The sequence below is a fragment of the Paraburkholderia phymatum STM815 genome (assembly GCF_000020045.1).
In the GTDB taxonomy this organism is placed as follows: Bacteria; Pseudomonadota; Gammaproteobacteria; order Burkholderiales; family Burkholderiaceae; genus Paraburkholderia; species Paraburkholderia phymatum.
Genome location: NC_010622.1, coordinates 905,290 through 920,195, shown reverse-complemented (window position 1 = coordinate 920,195; position 14,906 = coordinate 905,290). Strand labels below are relative to the sequence as shown.

Here is a 14,906-nt window from a genome sequence, read left to right as displayed (position 1 = left end):
TGACTGGCGAGCTTCGGCAACGGGCGGCTTTGATGTCCCTTCAGCGCGAAGCGGCCAGTGGCGAAAATACGGCGTGCGCCCGAGGCGTCCCGCAGGAAGTGCGGGACATGGCGACGTCAAAATGATGCGAGACACCCCCGAGCGGGACAGGCGCGCGTTGTGAGCGAGCTTTCCCGCTGCGGCAAGACCGCGGCTTTCGAACCCGTCCGGACGCGCGCCCAATTGGCGCGGCAGCGCACGTGGACGAAAGCCTGTGCAAGTCGGCTGCCAGGACCCGCGGCGTGTCGGGCTATTATTTGAAGCCGTGTTCGCATGTGCCCTGCGGCAGCGCGTCCATTTTCTTTCGGACGGCGCCCTTTCAAGGCAATTCTCCTCACCATCTTTCCCGCTCCAGCGTGCTTGTGAAAACACAATAAGGCGCGGCATGCCGCTGCCCTGTCCGCCCGCCGGGTTCGATTCGATCCCGCGCGCCGTCGGCCGGGACACGCAGAGCCGCTCTGGAGCCGTTCAATGAAACGCATGTTGTTCAATGCGACGCAGCAGGAAGAATTGCGCGTCGCCATCGTCGATGGGCAAAAACTCATCGACATCGACATCGAAACTGCCGGGCGTGAACAACGCAAAGGCAATATCTACAAGGGGATCGTGACCCGCATCGAGCCTTCGCTCGAAGCCTGCTTCGTCAACTACGGTGAAGACCGCCACGGTTTTCTCCCGTTCAAGGAAGTCGCTCGCCAGTACTTCCGCGAAGGCGTCGACATGCGCTCCGCGCGCATCCAGGATGCCCTCAAGGAAGGCCAGGAACTGATCGTCCAGGTTGAGAAGGAAGAACGCGGCAACAAGGGCGCGGCCCTCACCACGTTCATCTCGCTCGCCGGCCGCTACCTCGTGCTGATGCCGAACAATCCGCGTGGCGGCGGTGTGTCGCGCCGGATCGAAGGCGACGACCGCCAGGAACTGCGCGAAACCATGTCGCAGCTGCAACTGCCCGAGGGCATGAGCATCATCGCGCGCACGGCGGGCATCGGCCGCAGCGCCGAAGAGTTGCAGTGGGACCTGAACTACCTCATGCAGTTGTGGCGCGCCATCGAGGCCGCGTCGCAAAGCGGCACGCAAGGTCAGCCGATGCTGATCTATCTCGAATCGAGCCTCGTGATCCGCGCGATTCGCGACTACTTCCAGCCGGACATCGGCGAAATTCTGATCGACACCACGGAAATCCATGACCAGGCGCGTGCCTTCATGGACATCGTGATGCCGGACAATGTCAACAAGGTGAAGCGGTATCACGACGACGTGCCGCTTTTCTCGCGTTTCCAGATCGAGCACCAGATCGAGACGGCCTATTCGCGCACGGTGCCGCTGCCGTCGGGCGGCGCGATCGTGATCGACCACACGGAAGCGCTCGTCGCGATCGACGTGAACTCGGCGCGCGCCACCAAGGGCGCCGACATCGAGGAAACGGCCACACGCACGAACCTCGAAGCCGCCGACGAGGTCGCTCGTCAGTTGCGTCTGCGCGATCTGGGTGGCCTGATTGTGATCGACTTCATCGACATGGAGTCGGCCAAGAGCCAGCGCGAAGTCGAGCAGCGTCTGAAGGACGCGCTCAAGCACGACCGGGCACGCGTCCAGATGGGCAAGATTTCGCGCTTCGGCCTGATGGAACTGTCGCGTCAGCGTCTGCGCCCGGCGTTGTCGGAAGGCAGCCACGTGACCTGCCCGCGCTGTAACGGCACGGGCCACATCCGCGATACCGAATCGTCCGCGCTGCAAGTGCTGCGGATCATTCAGGAAGAAGCGATGAAGGAAAACACGGCAGCCATTCACTGCCAGGTGCCCGTAGAGGTCACGGCTTTCCTGCTCAACGAAAAGCGCTCGGAAATCAACAAGATCGAGTCGCGCTTCAAGGTCAACGTCGTGCTGGTGCCGAACAAGCACCTCGACACGCCGCACTACAAGCTCGAGCGCCTGCGCCACGACGACGCCCGCCTCGACGATCCGCGAGCGTCGTGGAAGATGGCCGAAGAAGCAGCTCGCGAACTGGAGTCCGAAACGGGCTACAGCAAGCGCACGGAAGAAGTGAAGCCGAAGCAGGAAGCAGCCGTCAAGGGCATCACGCCCGAGAAGCCGGCGCCGAGCGCACCTGTGCGCACGCCGGCTCCTGCTGCCGCTACCGTCGAAGTGAAGCCTGCCACGGGCGGCTTCATCGGTTGGCTGAAGGGCCTGTTCGGCATGCAGCCAGCTGCCCCGGCGCCCGCACCCGCGCCTGTCGAGAAGGCGGCGAAGCCAGTACGCGGCGAACGCACCGAGCGCGGCGAGCGCACGGGCGAGCGCGGCGGCGACCGCAACCGCAACCGTCGCAGCGGCGGCGCGGGTGGCCGCGATGCGGCAGGCCGCGGCGAAGGTACGGCAACACAAGGCCGTCAGGGTCAGCCGTCGCAGCGCGGCGAACGTCAGGAACGCGAGCCGCGTGAAGCACGTGAACCACGTGGCGGTCGCGAGCCGCGCGAAGGCCGCGAAACACGTGAACCGCGTGAAGCACGCGAGGCACGTCCGGAACGTGTGGAACGCGGTCAGGAGCGCGCCGAACGTGCGGAAGCCGCTGAAGCTCGTGGCGAGCGTCAGGAACGTGGCGAGCGCCGTGAACGTGGTGAACGCGCCGAACGCGGCGAACGTCGCAAGCAACAGACGGAAGCCGCTGAAGCACTGAGCCAGAACGAAGCACAAGCCGATGTCGCCGCGCAGGCGCAAGCGAATCTGGCGGGCGGCGCTGTCCCCGGCGACGAAGCACGCGATGGCGAAGAGCGTCGCCGTCGCCGTCGCGGTCGCCGTGGCGGCCGTCGCGAGCGCGACGAGGAAGGCGTGAACGTGAACACGGCCGCCGATGTCGCGGAAGCGGAAGGCGAAACGGCTGCGGCCGCGTCGACGGAAGCGCCCGTGCGCGCTCCGGAGCACACGGGCCGTCACGAAGCGCAACCGCAAGCCGTTGAAGCTGTCCCGCAGCTGCCAGTGCAGGAAGTGAAGCCGGTCGAAGTCGTCGTGGCAGCCGTCGCGACGAGCGCAGCCGTCGTCAGCGAACTGCATGCATCCGCTGAGACGCCGGCCCTCGCCGTCGAAAAGGCAGCGAAGACGGAAGCCATCGTGCCCGCAGACGAAGCGCCCGCCGCGACGCAGGTCGAAGCGGCTCCCGTCGAGCCGGCAACATTCGAGACGCAGCCTGTCGAAGCTGCCGCGCGTGTCGCCCCTGTCGCAACAACGGAAGCCCCCGCGCAGGTCGAAACCGTCGCGGCTGCGCCTGTCGCAGTTGAACCGGCCATCGAACCCGTTGCGGCCGCACCGGCAGCAGCACCTGTGGAAGTCGCGCAACCAGCGGCCGAAACACATGTCGCAGCGGAACCGGTCGTCGAGCCGGTCGTCGAGCCGGTCGTCGAGCCGGTCGTCGAACCTGCCGCTGAAGCCGCCGCTGCAGAAGTGACGCAAGCGCAACCTGTTGTGGAACCCGTTCGGGAACCGGCTGAAACGCAAGCTGCGCCCGTCGCCGCAGCGGCCGAACCGCAACCTGTTCGCACGAACGGCGCAGCAGCCGGCCAGTCGGCGGATGCGCTCAAGTCGATGCTGGAAAGTGCCGGCCTTGTCTGGGTCAACACCGACTCCGATAAGCTGCGCGCTGCCCAGGAAGCTGCGGCGCAGACCGTGAAGCCCGCGCGCGTTGCGCGCGAGCGCAAGGCGCTTCCTCCCGTCGATACGACGCCGATGCAGCAGGTCGAAACGGCGAAGCATCAGTAAGCGACCGCTAATCTGACATGAGCCTGCCCGAGCCTTACCGCTCGGGCACCCCGAAAAAGCCCGCCTCCAAGGCGGGCTTTTTATTGCCGTCAACATGGATACGCGCGTGATATACCGCGCGTTCGCCCTACTGTGACGGAATGGGCCTTCCGTTAGAATGAAGTCTGATATTCGAAATATGTGACCATGTCCCGACGCATCATTCCTGTTGCCGACGTCAGCGCGGTTCCCGACGTCGCCGGTCCTGCCCGGACCCCACGCGGCGAATTGACCGATACGCTGTCGCGCCCGTTGCGCGATCTGCGTATTTCGGTGACGGACCGCTGCAACTTCCGGTGCGTCTACTGCATGCCGCGCGCCGTGTTCGGCAAGGACTATCCGTTTCTGCCGCACAGTGCGCTGCTGACCTTCGAGGAGATCGAGCGGCTCGCGGCAATATTCGTCGCGCATGGCGTCGAAAAGATCCGTCTGACGGGCGGCGAACCGCTGCTGCGCAAGAATCTCGAATTTCTGATCGAGCGCCTGGCGCGTATGACAACGGCGGCAGGCAAGCCGCTTGACCTGACGCTCACGACCAACGGCTCGCTGCTCGCCCGCAAAGCGCGCAGCCTGAAAGATGCCGGGCTCAACCGCGTCACCGTAAGCCTCGATGCGCTTGACGACGCGTTATTTCGCCGCATGAACGACGCCGATTTCGCGGTGAGCGATGTGCTCCACGGCATTGAAGTCGCGCAATCGGTTGGGCTTGCGCCACTGAAGGTGAACATGGTGGTCAAACGCGGCACGAATGACAGCGAAATCGTGCCGCTGGCGCGGCATTTCAAAGGCTCGGGCGTCGTGCTGCGGTTTATCGAATACATGGACGTCGGCACGTCGAACGGCTGGAACATGACGGAAGTGCTGCCGTCGGCGGACGTGGTCGCGCGCATCAGCGAGCACTTCCCGCTGTCGCCCCTCGAAGCGCACAGCGCCGCCGAAACCGCCCAGCGCTGGGGTTACGCGGACGGCAGCGGCGAAGTCGGCGTGATCTCCAGCGTGACGCGGGCATTCTGTGGCGACTGCACGCGCGCGCGGTTGTCGACGGAAGGCAAAGTCTATCTGTGCCTGTTCGCGTCGTCGGGTCACGACCTGCGCGCGCTCGTGCGCAACGGCACGAGCGACGCAGGCATCGCCACCGCCATCGCCAATATGTGGCACGCGCGCGGTGACCGTTACTCGCAGCTGCGCGGCAGTGCGAGCACGGCGGCAAAGACGGCGACGCAAGTGCGGCGCGTCGAGATGTCGTACATCGGCGGCTGAGTTCGTCGTCCTCGCATGACAGTGACGCGCGACGACATCACCGGCCTGCTCCTCGCGGGTGGGCGCGGCATGCGCATGGGCGGCGCCGACAAAGGCCTGCAGACGCTGCACGGCGAGCCGCTCGCGTTGCACGTGATGCGCCGCCTCGCACCGCAGGCCGCCTCGCTTCTGATTAGCGCGAACCGGCATCGGGAGCGCTACGCCGAACTCGGCGCGCCCTTTCACGCCACCGTCATCGCCGATACCCTGCCGGATTTCCCCGGCCCGCTCGCCGGTCTGCTTGCGGGCCTGCGCGCCGCGAGCACGCCGTTCGTGCTGTCGGCGCCTTGCGACACGCCCAGCCTGCCCGCCGATCTCGCCGAACGTCTTGCGTCCGCGCTCGACGCACACAAATCGAACATTGCGACGGTCACGACGAGGGACGCCGACGGCAACCTGTCGATCCACCCTGTTTTCGCACTGGTACGCACGTCGCTGGCCGACGACCTCGAGGGCTTTCTGCAGGCGGGCGAGCGCAAGGTTCGTACGTGGTACGCACGCCACACGGCCGTCGAAGTCGCCTTTCCGGACGAGCGCACGTTTTACAATATCAATTCACTGCAAGAACTTGCCGACTTCGAGCGACGTTAATCGAATTCGGCATCAGCAGCCGCCATTTGCCGCGATCGCCCGGCCGCCGCCGCACCGCACCCGTCGCGACGCTCCCCATTCATGACCGCGCTGAACGAAACCTCGAGTTGCGTCGACCAGTACGACGCTCAAGCCATGCCGGTGTCCGCTGTCCAGGCAATCGTCCGCGAGTGGGCGGCGCCCGTGACGACGGTCGAGCGCGTGCATCTGCGTGACGCGCTCAATCGCGTTCTCGCGCACGACATCGTGTCGCCCATCGACGTGCCCGCGCACGACAACTCCGCAATGGACGGCTACGCGTTTTCCGGCGCGGCGCTCGAAGGTCGGACCGACGAAATCGCGCTGGGTGTTGCGGGCAAGGCGTTCGCCGGGCATCCGTTCGAAGGCCGCATCGACGTTACGCAGTGCGTGCGCGTGATGACGGGCGCGACGATGCCGCCCGGCTGCGACACCGTGGTTCCGCAAGAAGCCGTCACGCGCGACGGCGATACGGTCCGCTTCCATGCTGCGGCCTTGCGCACGGGCGCGAACCGGCGCCTCGCGGGCGAAGACCTTGCGAACGGCGCCGTCGCACTGAAGGCGGGCCGCATCGTGCGCGCCTCGGATCTCGGGCTGCTCGCGTCGCTCGGCATCGGCGAGGTGTCGGTACGGCGCCGGCTGCGCGTCGCCTTCTTTTCGACGGGCGACGAACTGCGCTCGATCGGCGAGTCGCTCGATCCCGGCTGCGTCTACGACAGCAACCGCTACACGCTCTTCGCGATGCTCAAGCGCCTCGATGTCGAGCCGATCGATCTCGGCGTGATTCGCGACGAACCGGCCGCGCTCGAAGAAGCGTTGCGGACGGCTGCCGCAAGCGCGGATGTCGTGATAACCTCCGGCGGCGTTTCTGTCGGGGAAGCCGATCTGACGAAGCAGATGTTGCGTCTGCTCGGCGACGTCGCTCACTGGAGCCTCGCGATGCGTCCCGGCCGGCCGCTAGCATTCGGGCGCATCTGGTCGGGCGGCAAACCGGGTGCGGGCGAGCCCGCCATCTTCTTCGGTCTGCCGGGCAACCCTGTGGCCGTGATGGCCGCGTTCTACCAGATCGTGCGCGAAGTGCTGCTGCGGATGTCAGGTGCGACCACGCACCCGCTGCCGCTGGTCCGTGCCGCATCCGTCGAGCCGATCCGCAAGCGGCCGGGCCGGACCGAATTCCAGCGCGGCGTTGCGCAGCGTGACGCGCAAGGCGCATGGCACGTTACGCCGACGGGCTCGCAAGGCTCGGGCGTGCTGAGTTCGATGAGCGAAGCAAACTGCTTCATCGTGCTCGCCCACGAACAGGCCGATCTCGATCCGGGCGACCCCGTCGATATCATGCTGTTCGACGGCCTGATCTGAGCGCACGAGACCACAGCTTTCACGCATCACGCATTCCACTACGACATACGGGTTTGACTTACATGAAAAAACAGATCTCGTTCATTGCACCGGGGCAAACGGCAAAGGCACTGATCCTCGTGTATCTGACATTCAGCGTGCCGATCGTTCTGCTCGGCGTGCTGGTCGCGTTTATCCGTTATGGCTCGGTGGAACTGAGCACCGTGTTCAGCGCGCTGCTGCTCAATGCGATTCTCGGCTTCATCTTGCTGTGGATTGCGTGTCACGCCTACAACTGGGTCGCATCGCGCTTCGGCGGCATCGAAATCCAGTTGAGCGACGTGCCGGAGGAAGCGTAATGTCCGCGACGATTCGCGCGGCCACGCCGGACGACGTCGGCGCGATGCTCGCGCTGATGTACGAGCTGGCCGAGTTCGAAAAGCTCACGCATCTGTTCGTCGCAACGGAGGCAGACCTGCGTGACGCGCTGTTCGGCGCGCGGCCGTCAGCGGAAGCGATCGTGGCCGAGCGCGGCGGCAACATGATCGGTTACGCGCTCTTCTTCCATAATTATTCGACCTTTCTCGGACGCCGCGGCCTGTATCTCGAAGACCTGTACGTGCGGCCCACCGAGCGCGGCACGGGGCTCGGTTCGACGATGCTGCGCTACCTGGCGGCGCTGGCCGTCGAACGTCAATGCGGCCGCTTCGAATGGTCTGTACTGGACTGGAACCAGCCCGCGATCGATTTCTATCAGAAGATGGGCGCAACGGTGCTGCCCGATTGGCGCGTCGTGCGCATCACGGGCGACTCGCTCGCCAAGCTGGCGGCCAGCGCGGCGAACTGATGACCGATGACCTGGCTTCGGCCAGAAAAAGGGCGCGTGATCCTCGCGATCACGCGCCCTTTTCACGTCTGGCCTCAGGACTCGTCGGGATCGACGCCCGATAGCGAGTCCCCGAGCAATCCCGCCGCCCGTTCTTCCGGCAACGCCTCGACGTCGCGCAGCTTCCGGTTCATCTGGCGCGTCCGCACTTCCGCGGCTTCGATCGAGCGCGTGACCGTTTCGAGTTGCGATCTGGTTTTCGCGAGCACATCGCCGAATTTGCCGAACTCCGTCTTCACGGCGCCTAGCACCTGCCACACTTCGCTCGAACGTTGCTCGATGGCGAGCGTGCGGAAACCCATCTGCAGACTGTTGAGCAGCGCCGTCAATGTCGTCGGCCCTGCGATCGTCACGCGACAGTCGCGCTGCAAAAGATCCGTGAGCCCCGGACGACGCAATATCTCCGCATAGAGGCCCTCCGTCGGCAGAAACAGCAGCGCGAAATCGGTGGTGTGCGGTGGCGATACGTACTTGTCTGCAATCCTCCTGGCCTCGGCGCGAATTCGTCCTTCGAGGGCCCGCGACGCCTCTTCGACTGCGACGGGATCGGCACGCTCCTGCGCCTCGATCAGTCGTTCATAGTCTTCGCGCGGAAACTTCGCATCGATAGGCAACCAGACGGGCGCAGCCGCTGCCTCCGCAGATGGCTGACGGCCAGGCAGCTTGATCGCGAACTCGACGCGATCGTTGCTCTTCGGAATCGTTGCAACGTTTTTCGCGTATTGATCGGACGTCAGGATCTGTTCGAGCAACGCCTCGAGCTGCACTTCGCCCCACGTCCCACGCGTCTTGACGTTCGTCAGCACCTTCTTCAAATCGCCGACGCCGGCCGCCAGCGTCTGCATTTCGCCGAGGCCGCGATGCACCTGTTCGAGACGGTCGGACACCTGCTTGAACGACTCGCCGAGGCGCTGTTCGAGTGTCGCGTGCAGCTTCTCGTCGACGGTGCGACGCATTTCTTCGAGTTTCGTCGCGTTGTTCGCCTCGATGTCCTTCAGACGCTGTTCGATGGTCGCCCGCACTTCCGCGAAGCGCCGGTCGTTGGCTTCCGTCACCTGCGCCAGTTGATGCTGCAGCGTTTCGCCGAAGCGCGTGAGCGTCACGCTCTGCTCGTCGCGCGCCTGCTGCGCCTGCTGCTGGACGCTGTAGCGCACGGCCTCCAGTTGCTGCGCGTTGGTCTCCGTGAGCTTGACGAGCTGCTGCGCAAAACCGTCGATCTTGCTCGCCTGCACCGTCGTCATGCTCGTGAACTGGGACGCGAGCGTCTGCTGGAATTGCGAAAAACCACCGCTCAGTTCCGTGCGCGACACACGCGCCGTTTCGGAAATCGCACCGCGCAGCTCGCGTTCCAGCCGCTGGTACTCGCGCGTCTGGGCAAGCGCGGTGGCATCGAGACGCTCGCCTAGTTCGTCGATGTAGACATGCTGTTGCTCGGCGTTCGCGCCGCGCAGCAACAACGCGAGCGCAATGACGAGCGCGACGGCCAGTACGGCGATGGCCGCAATCAAAACCAACGTCATGAACGCGCCTTCCCGCTCACATCGGGGTTGATCGGATTCAGCGGACGCCCTGCCCGCGGCCCTTCGCCCAGCGCGGCGATCAGATTGTCGGCTGCGAGGTTCGCCATCGCCCGGCGCGTCGCTTCCGTTGCGCTCGCGATGTGCGGCGTCAGTACCACGTTCGGCACGCTCAGCAACGCCGGATTGAGCTTCGGCTCGCCCTCGAACACATCGAGGCCCGCAGCCGCGATGCGCTTTTCGCGCAGTGCTACGGCGAGCGCCGCGTCGTCGACGATGCCGCCGCGCGCGATGTTCGTGAGCGTGGCCGTCGGCTTCATCAGGGCGAGTTCGGCTGCGCCGATCGTGTGATGGCTTTCAGCCGTGTACGGCAGCACGAGCACGACATGATCGGCGCGGCGCAGCAAGTCTTCCTTCGATACATACGTCGCGTTCAGCTCGGCTTCGATGCCCGGCGCGACGCGCGAACGGTTGTGGTAGATCACATTCATATTGAAGCCGCGCGCGCGGCGCGCCAGCGCCTGGCCGATGCGGCCCATGCCGATCACGCCGAGCGTCGAGCCGTACAGATCCGAGCCGAGAAAACCGTCATACGACCACTTGTCCCATTTTCCCGCGCGCAGCCAGTGTTCCGATTCGGCGATGCGGCGTGCGGCCGCCATCATCAGCGCCCAGCCGAAGTCCGCCGTCGATTCGTTGAGCACGTCAGGCGTATTCGTGCCGAGTACGTTCGACGCGTTGAACGCAGCCATGTCGAAGTTGTTGTAGCCGACGGCCATGTTCGACACCACGCGCAGGCGCGGCGCGACCGCGAGCACCGATGCGTCGATCACGTCGCCCGCCGTCAGCGCGCCGTCCTTGTCGGCGAGCCGGCGCTTGAGTTCATCCGTGGGCAGCACGTCGCCGTCATTCCATTCGACGTCGAAATACTGCTTGAGGCGCTCGATCACATCCGGAAAGATGGGACGCGCGACCAGAATTTTTTGCATTGCCGTTCTCCGAGTATCAGGCGTCTGCGCACGCCGTTCGGCGCGCACGCAGCATTAGAAGAAAATCAACGACGTCGCGATGAACAACGGTATCAGCACGATGCACGACCAGGCGAGATAGCCGAAAAAACCTGGCATCTGCACGCCGCGCGATTCGGCTATCGCCTTCACCATGAAGTTCGGTGCGTTGCCGATGTAGGTGTTCGCGCCCATGAACACGGCGCCCGCCGAAATGGCCGCGAGCGTCGACGCGCCCGTGGTCATCAACTCCTGCGCGTCGCCGCCGGCAAGGTTGAAGAAGACAAGGTACGTAGGCGCATTATCGAGGAACGACGACAGCAGCCCCGTCGCCCAGAAGTACATCTGGTCGCGCGGCTGACCGGCCGTGTCGTTGACCACGTAAACGATAGCGCTGAACGCACCTGCCTCACCCGCTTGCAGCATCGTGATGACGGGCGCGATCGTCACGAAGATGCCCGCAAACAGTTTCGCGACCTCTTCGATTGGCGCCCAGTTGAACGCGTTGCCCTCGCGCGCCGCACGCGGCGTGACAGCCAGCGACACCAGCGTCACCACGATCAGCGCCACGTCGCGCACGATATGCTGCAACTCGATGTGCGTGCCCGCTACATCGAACGTAATGCCGGGTTTCCAGATGCCACTCATCAGCACGAGCGCGATCACCAGCGCGAGCAGTACGAAATTGACCTTGCCGATGGCGCCCAGCGTTCGCGTATCGGGCGAAGGATCGACGGGAAGCACTTCCTCCCGATGCCTGAAATAGTATGAATCGAGCGCGTAAAACACGGCGAGCAGAACGCCGCAGATGAACAGCATCGGCAGCGCGAGATGCAGCGTCGTCCAGAAGAACCCGACACCGTTCAGAAAGCCGAGAAACAATGGCGGGTCGCCCAGCGGCGACAGCGAACCGCCAGCATTCGCGACCAGAAAGATGAAGAACACGACGACATGCACGACATGCCTGCGATTGTCGTTGGCACGCAAGAGCGGCCGGATCAGCAGCATCGCGGCGCCCGTCGTGCCCATGATGCTCGCGAGCGCCGTGCCGAGCGCAAGCAGCGCCGCGTTCAGGCGCGGCGAACCGTGCAGATTGCCCGTGACGCAGATGCCGCCCACGACGGTATAGAGCGCGGTCAGAAGCACGATGAACGGCACGTACTCGTCAAGCAGTGCGTGGATGAGCGTGCCGAAAGCAGCCGCGGCGCCAAAAGCGAACGCGTAGGGTATGAGAAACAGAACGGCCCACGCGGCGGAGATCTTGCCGAAATGGTGATGCCAGACCTTGGGCGCGACGAGCGGAAAGACGGCGATCGACAGCAGAATGCCCGCGAACGGCGCGCCCCACCACGCCGACAGCGATGCGCCGTCGAGACTCGCCGCCGATGCCGCGCTTGGCCAGCACGTCGAAACAAGCCATAGCGCAAGAGCGCCCATCGACGAAGACACGATCCGCTGCGTCGATGCGCAAAGCGTCCGCGAAAAGCAGCCTTGCAACGGCTCGACCTTACGCGCCACGCACGACGATCGCATGCACGCGGTATGGACCGTGCGCGCCGAGCACGATGGTCTGTTCTATGTCGCCCGTGCGCGACGGGCCGGAAATGAAGTTGACGGCGCGCGGCAACTCGCCGCGTTCGCTGCGGATCAGGTTGAAGGCGTCTTCATGGCCGGCGACGATACGAGACGCCGGCACGACGGCGATGTGCGTCTCGGGCAGCAAGCCCGCCGACGCATACGTCTGCGGGCCGGCGAGCAGCACCAGCGTGCCCGTTTCAGCCGTCGCACAGAAGCAGCCCGTGATACCGACGCGATCTTCGTCGCGCGGCTTGCGAAATTCGACGTCGATGCCGGAACCGGCCCAAGGCAGCGATTCAAGCGTCTGCCACGCTATGGCGTGGGTGGGCAGGTTAAGTTCAGCGAGATAGTGGTGGGCGGCGGCGGGCACATCGGCAAGCGAATCGACGGTATCGACTGTGGTCGCCATCTTCTTCGCCTGCTCGATGAAATGGGCGGTGAGGTCGTCCGGCATAGGCGGACGCGGACCTTGCGGATGACTGGCGAGATAAGCTTGCGCCGCATCGCGCTCCGATGTGACCGGCTCAGGCTCACGCCCTTGCGCCGCGCGGATACGCGCCAGGATGTTGCGGCGGGCCGTCGATGTATCCATTGCCATATCCTCGTGCCGGTGATCGTGTGGACGATGCGAAATGCGCGTGCTGACAGCGCATTGACGCGCGAATTATACCGGCCGCTCGTTGCGTGACCACCTGGCCGAAAGTGTATCGCCCAAGCCGGACGGTCTATAGCGGCGCTTGCGCGAAGCATCGAAAATGATCTTCACATGCGCTGCGACACCTGTGAAAGGCATGCGGGGCGTTATTTGCCTGCGGCTTCTTCTTCAGGCTGCTCGATGCCGAACACCTGGCGCAGATAGGCGAGGTACGCCTTGTCTTCGCACATGTTCTTGCCCGGCGAGTCCGACAGCTTCGCGACGGGCTGGCCGTTGCACTTGACCATCTTGATCACGATCTGCAGCGGGTTATAGCCGAGATCGTTGGTCAGGTTCGTGCCCACGCCGAATGCCAGCTTGCAGCGGCCACGGAAGCGCTCGTACAACTGCAGCACTTTCGGAATGTCGAGCGCGTCGGAGAACACGAGCACCTTCGTGCGCGGATCGCAGCGGTTCGCTTCGTAGTGCGCGAGAAGCCGCTCGCCCCAGTCGAACGGGTCGCCGGAATCGTGACGCGCGCCGTCGAACAGCTTGCAGAAGTACATGTCGAAATCACGCAGGAACGCCTTCATGCCATAGACGTCCGACAAAGCGATGCCCAGGTCGCCGCGATATTCCTTCGCCCACATTTCGAACCCGAAGATCTGCGAATCGCGCAGGCGCGGGCCCAGTGCCTGGCAGGCCTGCAGGTACTCATGCGCCATCGTGCCGAGCGGCGTGAGTCCGTGCTTCATCGCATAAAACACGTTGCTGGTGCCGGCGAACTGCTCGCGCAGGCCGTCCTTGAGCGTGAGGATCACCTCTTCGTGCCAGCGGCCCGAGAAGCGGCGGCGCGTGCCGTAGTCGGCGATCTTGCATTCGGCGAACTCGGGGCGCGCGCCTAGCAACTGGATCTTGTCGCGCAGGCGCTCGCGCCCTTCGCTGTAATCGGGCTGCTGCTGCGTGTTGCGGAAATAGACTTCGTTGACGATCGCGAGCACGGGGATTTCGAAGAGGATCGTGTGCAGCCACGGCCCCTTGATGTCGATCTCGATCTCGCCGTTGCCTTTCGCCGACGGCGTAATGGAGATGTACTTCTCGTTCAGATGGAAGAGCGCGAGGAAATCGATGAAGTCGTTCTTGATGAAGCGCATCCGGCGCAAATAGTCGAGTTCGCCCTCGCTGAAGCGCAGCTTGCAGAGCTTGTGCACTTCGCTGCGTATTTCGTCGATGTACGGCACGAGGTTGACTTTCGGCGTACGGCAGCGGAACTTGTATTCGACATTGGCGGCCGGGAAATGATGCAGCACGACCTGCATCATCGTGAACTTGTACAGGTCGGTATCGAACAGCGATGTAATGATCATGATCTTGCAAACCGGAACTGCATGAGAATCGGAAGACGTCTCGCGAAGATGCTGTCGCATGTTACCCGAATGCGCGCCGGCAGTCGTTCCAATGCGCGAGCCGCGGTGTCGGCCCGCGTGCGCCCGTGGCGCGAACCGCCCGCCATAAACTAATCACCAAACGATATAAACGGCTTTGGACGATCGCGTATGCACTACTTGACGTTACGTTACAATACCGCTTTTGGCATCTAGCCATGTCCCCACTACCCAAAAGATATCGTTTGCAGGAGTTGCCTGAATGACTCACGTTGTGACCGAAAGCTGCATCAAGTGCCGCTATACCGACTGCGTCGATGTGTGCCCGGTGGACTGCTTTCGCGAAGGTCCCAACTTCCTCGCGATCGACCCGGACGAATGCATCGACTGCGCCGTGTGCGTGGCGGAATGTCCGGTGAACGCCATTTACGCCGAAGAAGACGTGCCTGGCGACCAGCAGCACTTCACGGCACTCAATGCCGAGCTGGCAAAGGCATGGCCGAGCATCACGAAGACCAAGTCGCCGCTGCCCGAAGCCGACGATTTCAAGGACGTGAAGGAAAAGCTCGCACTGCTCGAGCGTTGATCGAAGTCACCTGTCCCCTGCTCGAATCGCTTGAAATAAATTGAGACGAATCGAGGGTATTGACAGGTTCTTCTACACCTCCTACAATTTCGCTTCTCTGCTGTTGTTGTTCCCCGATAGCTCAGTCGGTAGAGCGCCGGACTGTTAATCCGTAGGTCCCTGGTTCGAGCCCAGGTCGGGGAGCCAAGAATTGCAAAGGCCCGTTAACCACAACGGGCTTTTTTATGTAGCAACACGTT

At 63.9% G+C, this 14,906-nt stretch carries 12 protein-coding genes and 1 tRNA gene; 8 read left to right on the top strand and 5 right to left on the bottom strand.

What is annotated here, in order from left to right; translation table 11 throughout:
- Positions 1 to 510: 510 nt before the first annotated feature.
- The 6 genes from BPHY_RS04135 to BPHY_RS04110 all read left to right on the top strand — a co-directional run bounded on the left by BPHY_RS04135 (position 511) and on the right by BPHY_RS04110 (position 7,921).
- Complete coding sequence (locus tag BPHY_RS04135) at positions 511 to 3,789, top strand: ribonuclease E/G (protein WP_012400227.1); 3,279 nt, start codon at positions 511 to 513, stop codon at positions 3,787 to 3,789.
- A gap of 186 nt (positions 3,790 to 3,975) precedes the next feature.
- A complete protein-coding gene (gene moaA, locus BPHY_RS04130) occupies positions 3,976 to 5,088 on the top strand; it encodes a GTP 3',8-cyclase MoaA (protein ID WP_012400226.1) in 1,113 nt (370 codons plus the stop codon).
- Between the two features lie 15 nt (positions 5,089 to 5,103).
- A complete protein-coding gene (mobA, locus tag BPHY_RS04125; protein WP_012400225.1) occupies positions 5,104 to 5,718 on the top strand; it encodes a molybdenum cofactor guanylyltransferase MobA in 615 nt (204 codons plus the stop codon).
- Positions 5,719 to 5,799: 81 nt separating this feature from the next.
- The gene (gene moeA / locus BPHY_RS04120; protein ID WP_012400224.1) at positions 5,800 to 7,095 is read left to right on the top strand and encodes a molybdopterin molybdotransferase MoeA; all 1,296 of its coding nucleotides are present in this window, start codon (positions 5,800 to 5,802) and stop codon (positions 7,093 to 7,095) included.
- A gap of 62 nt (positions 7,096 to 7,157) precedes the next feature.
- Positions 7,158 to 7,433, top strand: a complete 276-nt coding sequence (locus BPHY_RS04115) for a hypothetical protein (protein WP_007741774.1) — start codon at positions 7,158 to 7,160, stop codon at positions 7,431 to 7,433.
- Positions 7,433 to 7,921 carry a GNAT family N-acetyltransferase gene (locus BPHY_RS04110; RefSeq protein WP_012400222.1) on the top strand — a complete coding sequence of 163 codons (489 nt, stop codon included), beginning with the start codon at positions 7,433 to 7,435 and terminating at the stop codon, positions 7,919 to 7,921. Before BPHY_RS04115 ends, BPHY_RS04110 begins: the two co-directional genes overlap by 1 nt.
- Before the next feature lie 74 nt (positions 7,922 to 7,995).
- Here BPHY_RS04110 and BPHY_RS04105 read toward each other — a convergent pair whose 3' ends face one another.
- The 5 genes from BPHY_RS04105 to pncB form a co-directional block, all read right to left on the bottom strand.
- The gene (locus BPHY_RS04105; RefSeq protein WP_012400221.1) at positions 7,996 to 9,480 is read right to left on the bottom strand and encodes a DNA recombination protein RmuC; all 1,485 of its coding nucleotides are present in this window, start codon (positions 9,478 to 9,480) and stop codon (positions 7,996 to 7,998) included.
- Positions 9,477 to 10,466, bottom strand: a complete 990-nt coding sequence (locus BPHY_RS04100) for a 2-hydroxyacid dehydrogenase (RefSeq protein WP_012400220.1) — start codon at positions 10,464 to 10,466, stop codon at positions 9,477 to 9,479. The genes BPHY_RS04105 and BPHY_RS04100 overlap by 4 nt, the downstream gene beginning before the upstream one ends.
- A 54-nt stretch (positions 10,467 to 10,520) precedes the next feature.
- Complete coding sequence (locus tag BPHY_RS04095) at positions 10,521 to 11,921, bottom strand: sodium:proton antiporter (protein ID WP_041763719.1); 1,401 nt, start codon at positions 11,919 to 11,921, stop codon at positions 10,521 to 10,523.
- A 70-nt stretch (positions 11,922 to 11,991) separates the two neighbouring features.
- On the bottom strand, positions 11,992 to 12,654 hold the full coding sequence (locus BPHY_RS04090; RefSeq protein ID WP_012400218.1) for a LutC/YkgG family protein: 663 nt from the start codon (positions 12,652 to 12,654) through the stop codon (positions 11,992 to 11,994).
- A gap of 209 nt (positions 12,655 to 12,863) precedes the next feature.
- Complete coding sequence (gene pncB, locus BPHY_RS04085) at positions 12,864 to 14,063, bottom strand: nicotinate phosphoribosyltransferase (protein WP_012400217.1); 1,200 nt, start codon at positions 14,061 to 14,063, stop codon at positions 12,864 to 12,866.
- 280 nt (positions 14,064 to 14,343) lie between these two features.
- Between pncB and fdxA the strand changes: the two genes are divergently transcribed.
- Both fdxA and BPHY_RS04075 read left to right on the top strand, forming a co-directional pair.
- The gene (gene fdxA, locus BPHY_RS04080) at positions 14,344 to 14,667 is read left to right on the top strand and encodes a ferredoxin FdxA (protein ID WP_012400216.1); all 324 of its coding nucleotides are present in this window, start codon (positions 14,344 to 14,346) and stop codon (positions 14,665 to 14,667) included.
- 110 nt (positions 14,668 to 14,777) lie between these two features.
- Positions 14,778 to 14,853: transfer RNA gene (locus BPHY_RS04075), tRNA-Asn, on the top strand.
- Positions 14,854 to 14,906: the final 53 nt, after the last annotated feature.

Bases quoted from the DNA above. Each gene is read 5' to 3' on its own strand.
- BPHY_RS04135 (WP_012400227.1), top strand. From the start codon at position 511: ATGAAACGCATGTTGTTCAATGCGACGCAGCAGGAAGAATTGCGCGTC.
- moaA (WP_012400226.1), top strand. From the start codon at position 3,976: ATGTCCCGACGCATCATTCCTGTTGCCGACGTCAGCGCGGTTCCCGAC.
- mobA (WP_012400225.1), top strand. From the start codon at position 5,104: ATGACAGTGACGCGCGACGACATCACCGGCCTGCTCCTCGCGGGTGGG.
- moeA (WP_012400224.1), top strand. From the start codon at position 5,800: ATGACCGCGCTGAACGAAACCTCGAGTTGCGTCGACCAGTACGACGCT.
- BPHY_RS04115 (WP_007741774.1), top strand. From the start codon at position 7,158: ATGAAAAAACAGATCTCGTTCATTGCACCGGGGCAAACGGCAAAGGCA.
- BPHY_RS04110 (WP_012400222.1), top strand. From the start codon at position 7,433: ATGTCCGCGACGATTCGCGCGGCCACGCCGGACGACGTCGGCGCGATG.
- BPHY_RS04105 (WP_012400221.1), bottom strand. From the start codon at position 9,480: ATGACGTTGGTTTTGATTGCGGCCATCGCCGTACTGGCCGTCGCGCTC.
- BPHY_RS04100 (WP_012400220.1), bottom strand. From the start codon at position 10,466: ATGCAAAAAATTCTGGTCGCGCGTCCCATCTTTCCGGATGTGATCGAG.
- BPHY_RS04095 (WP_041763719.1), bottom strand. From the start codon at position 11,921: ATGGGCGCTCTTGCGCTATGGCTTGTTTCGACGTGCTGGCCAAGCGCG.
- BPHY_RS04090 (WP_012400218.1), bottom strand. From the start codon at position 12,654: ATGGATACATCGACGGCCCGCCGCAACATCCTGGCGCGTATCCGCGCG.
- pncB (WP_012400217.1), bottom strand. From the start codon at position 14,063: ATGATCATTACATCGCTGTTCGATACCGACCTGTACAAGTTCACGATG.
- fdxA (WP_012400216.1), top strand. From the start codon at position 14,344: ATGACTCACGTTGTGACCGAAAGCTGCATCAAGTGCCGCTATACCGAC.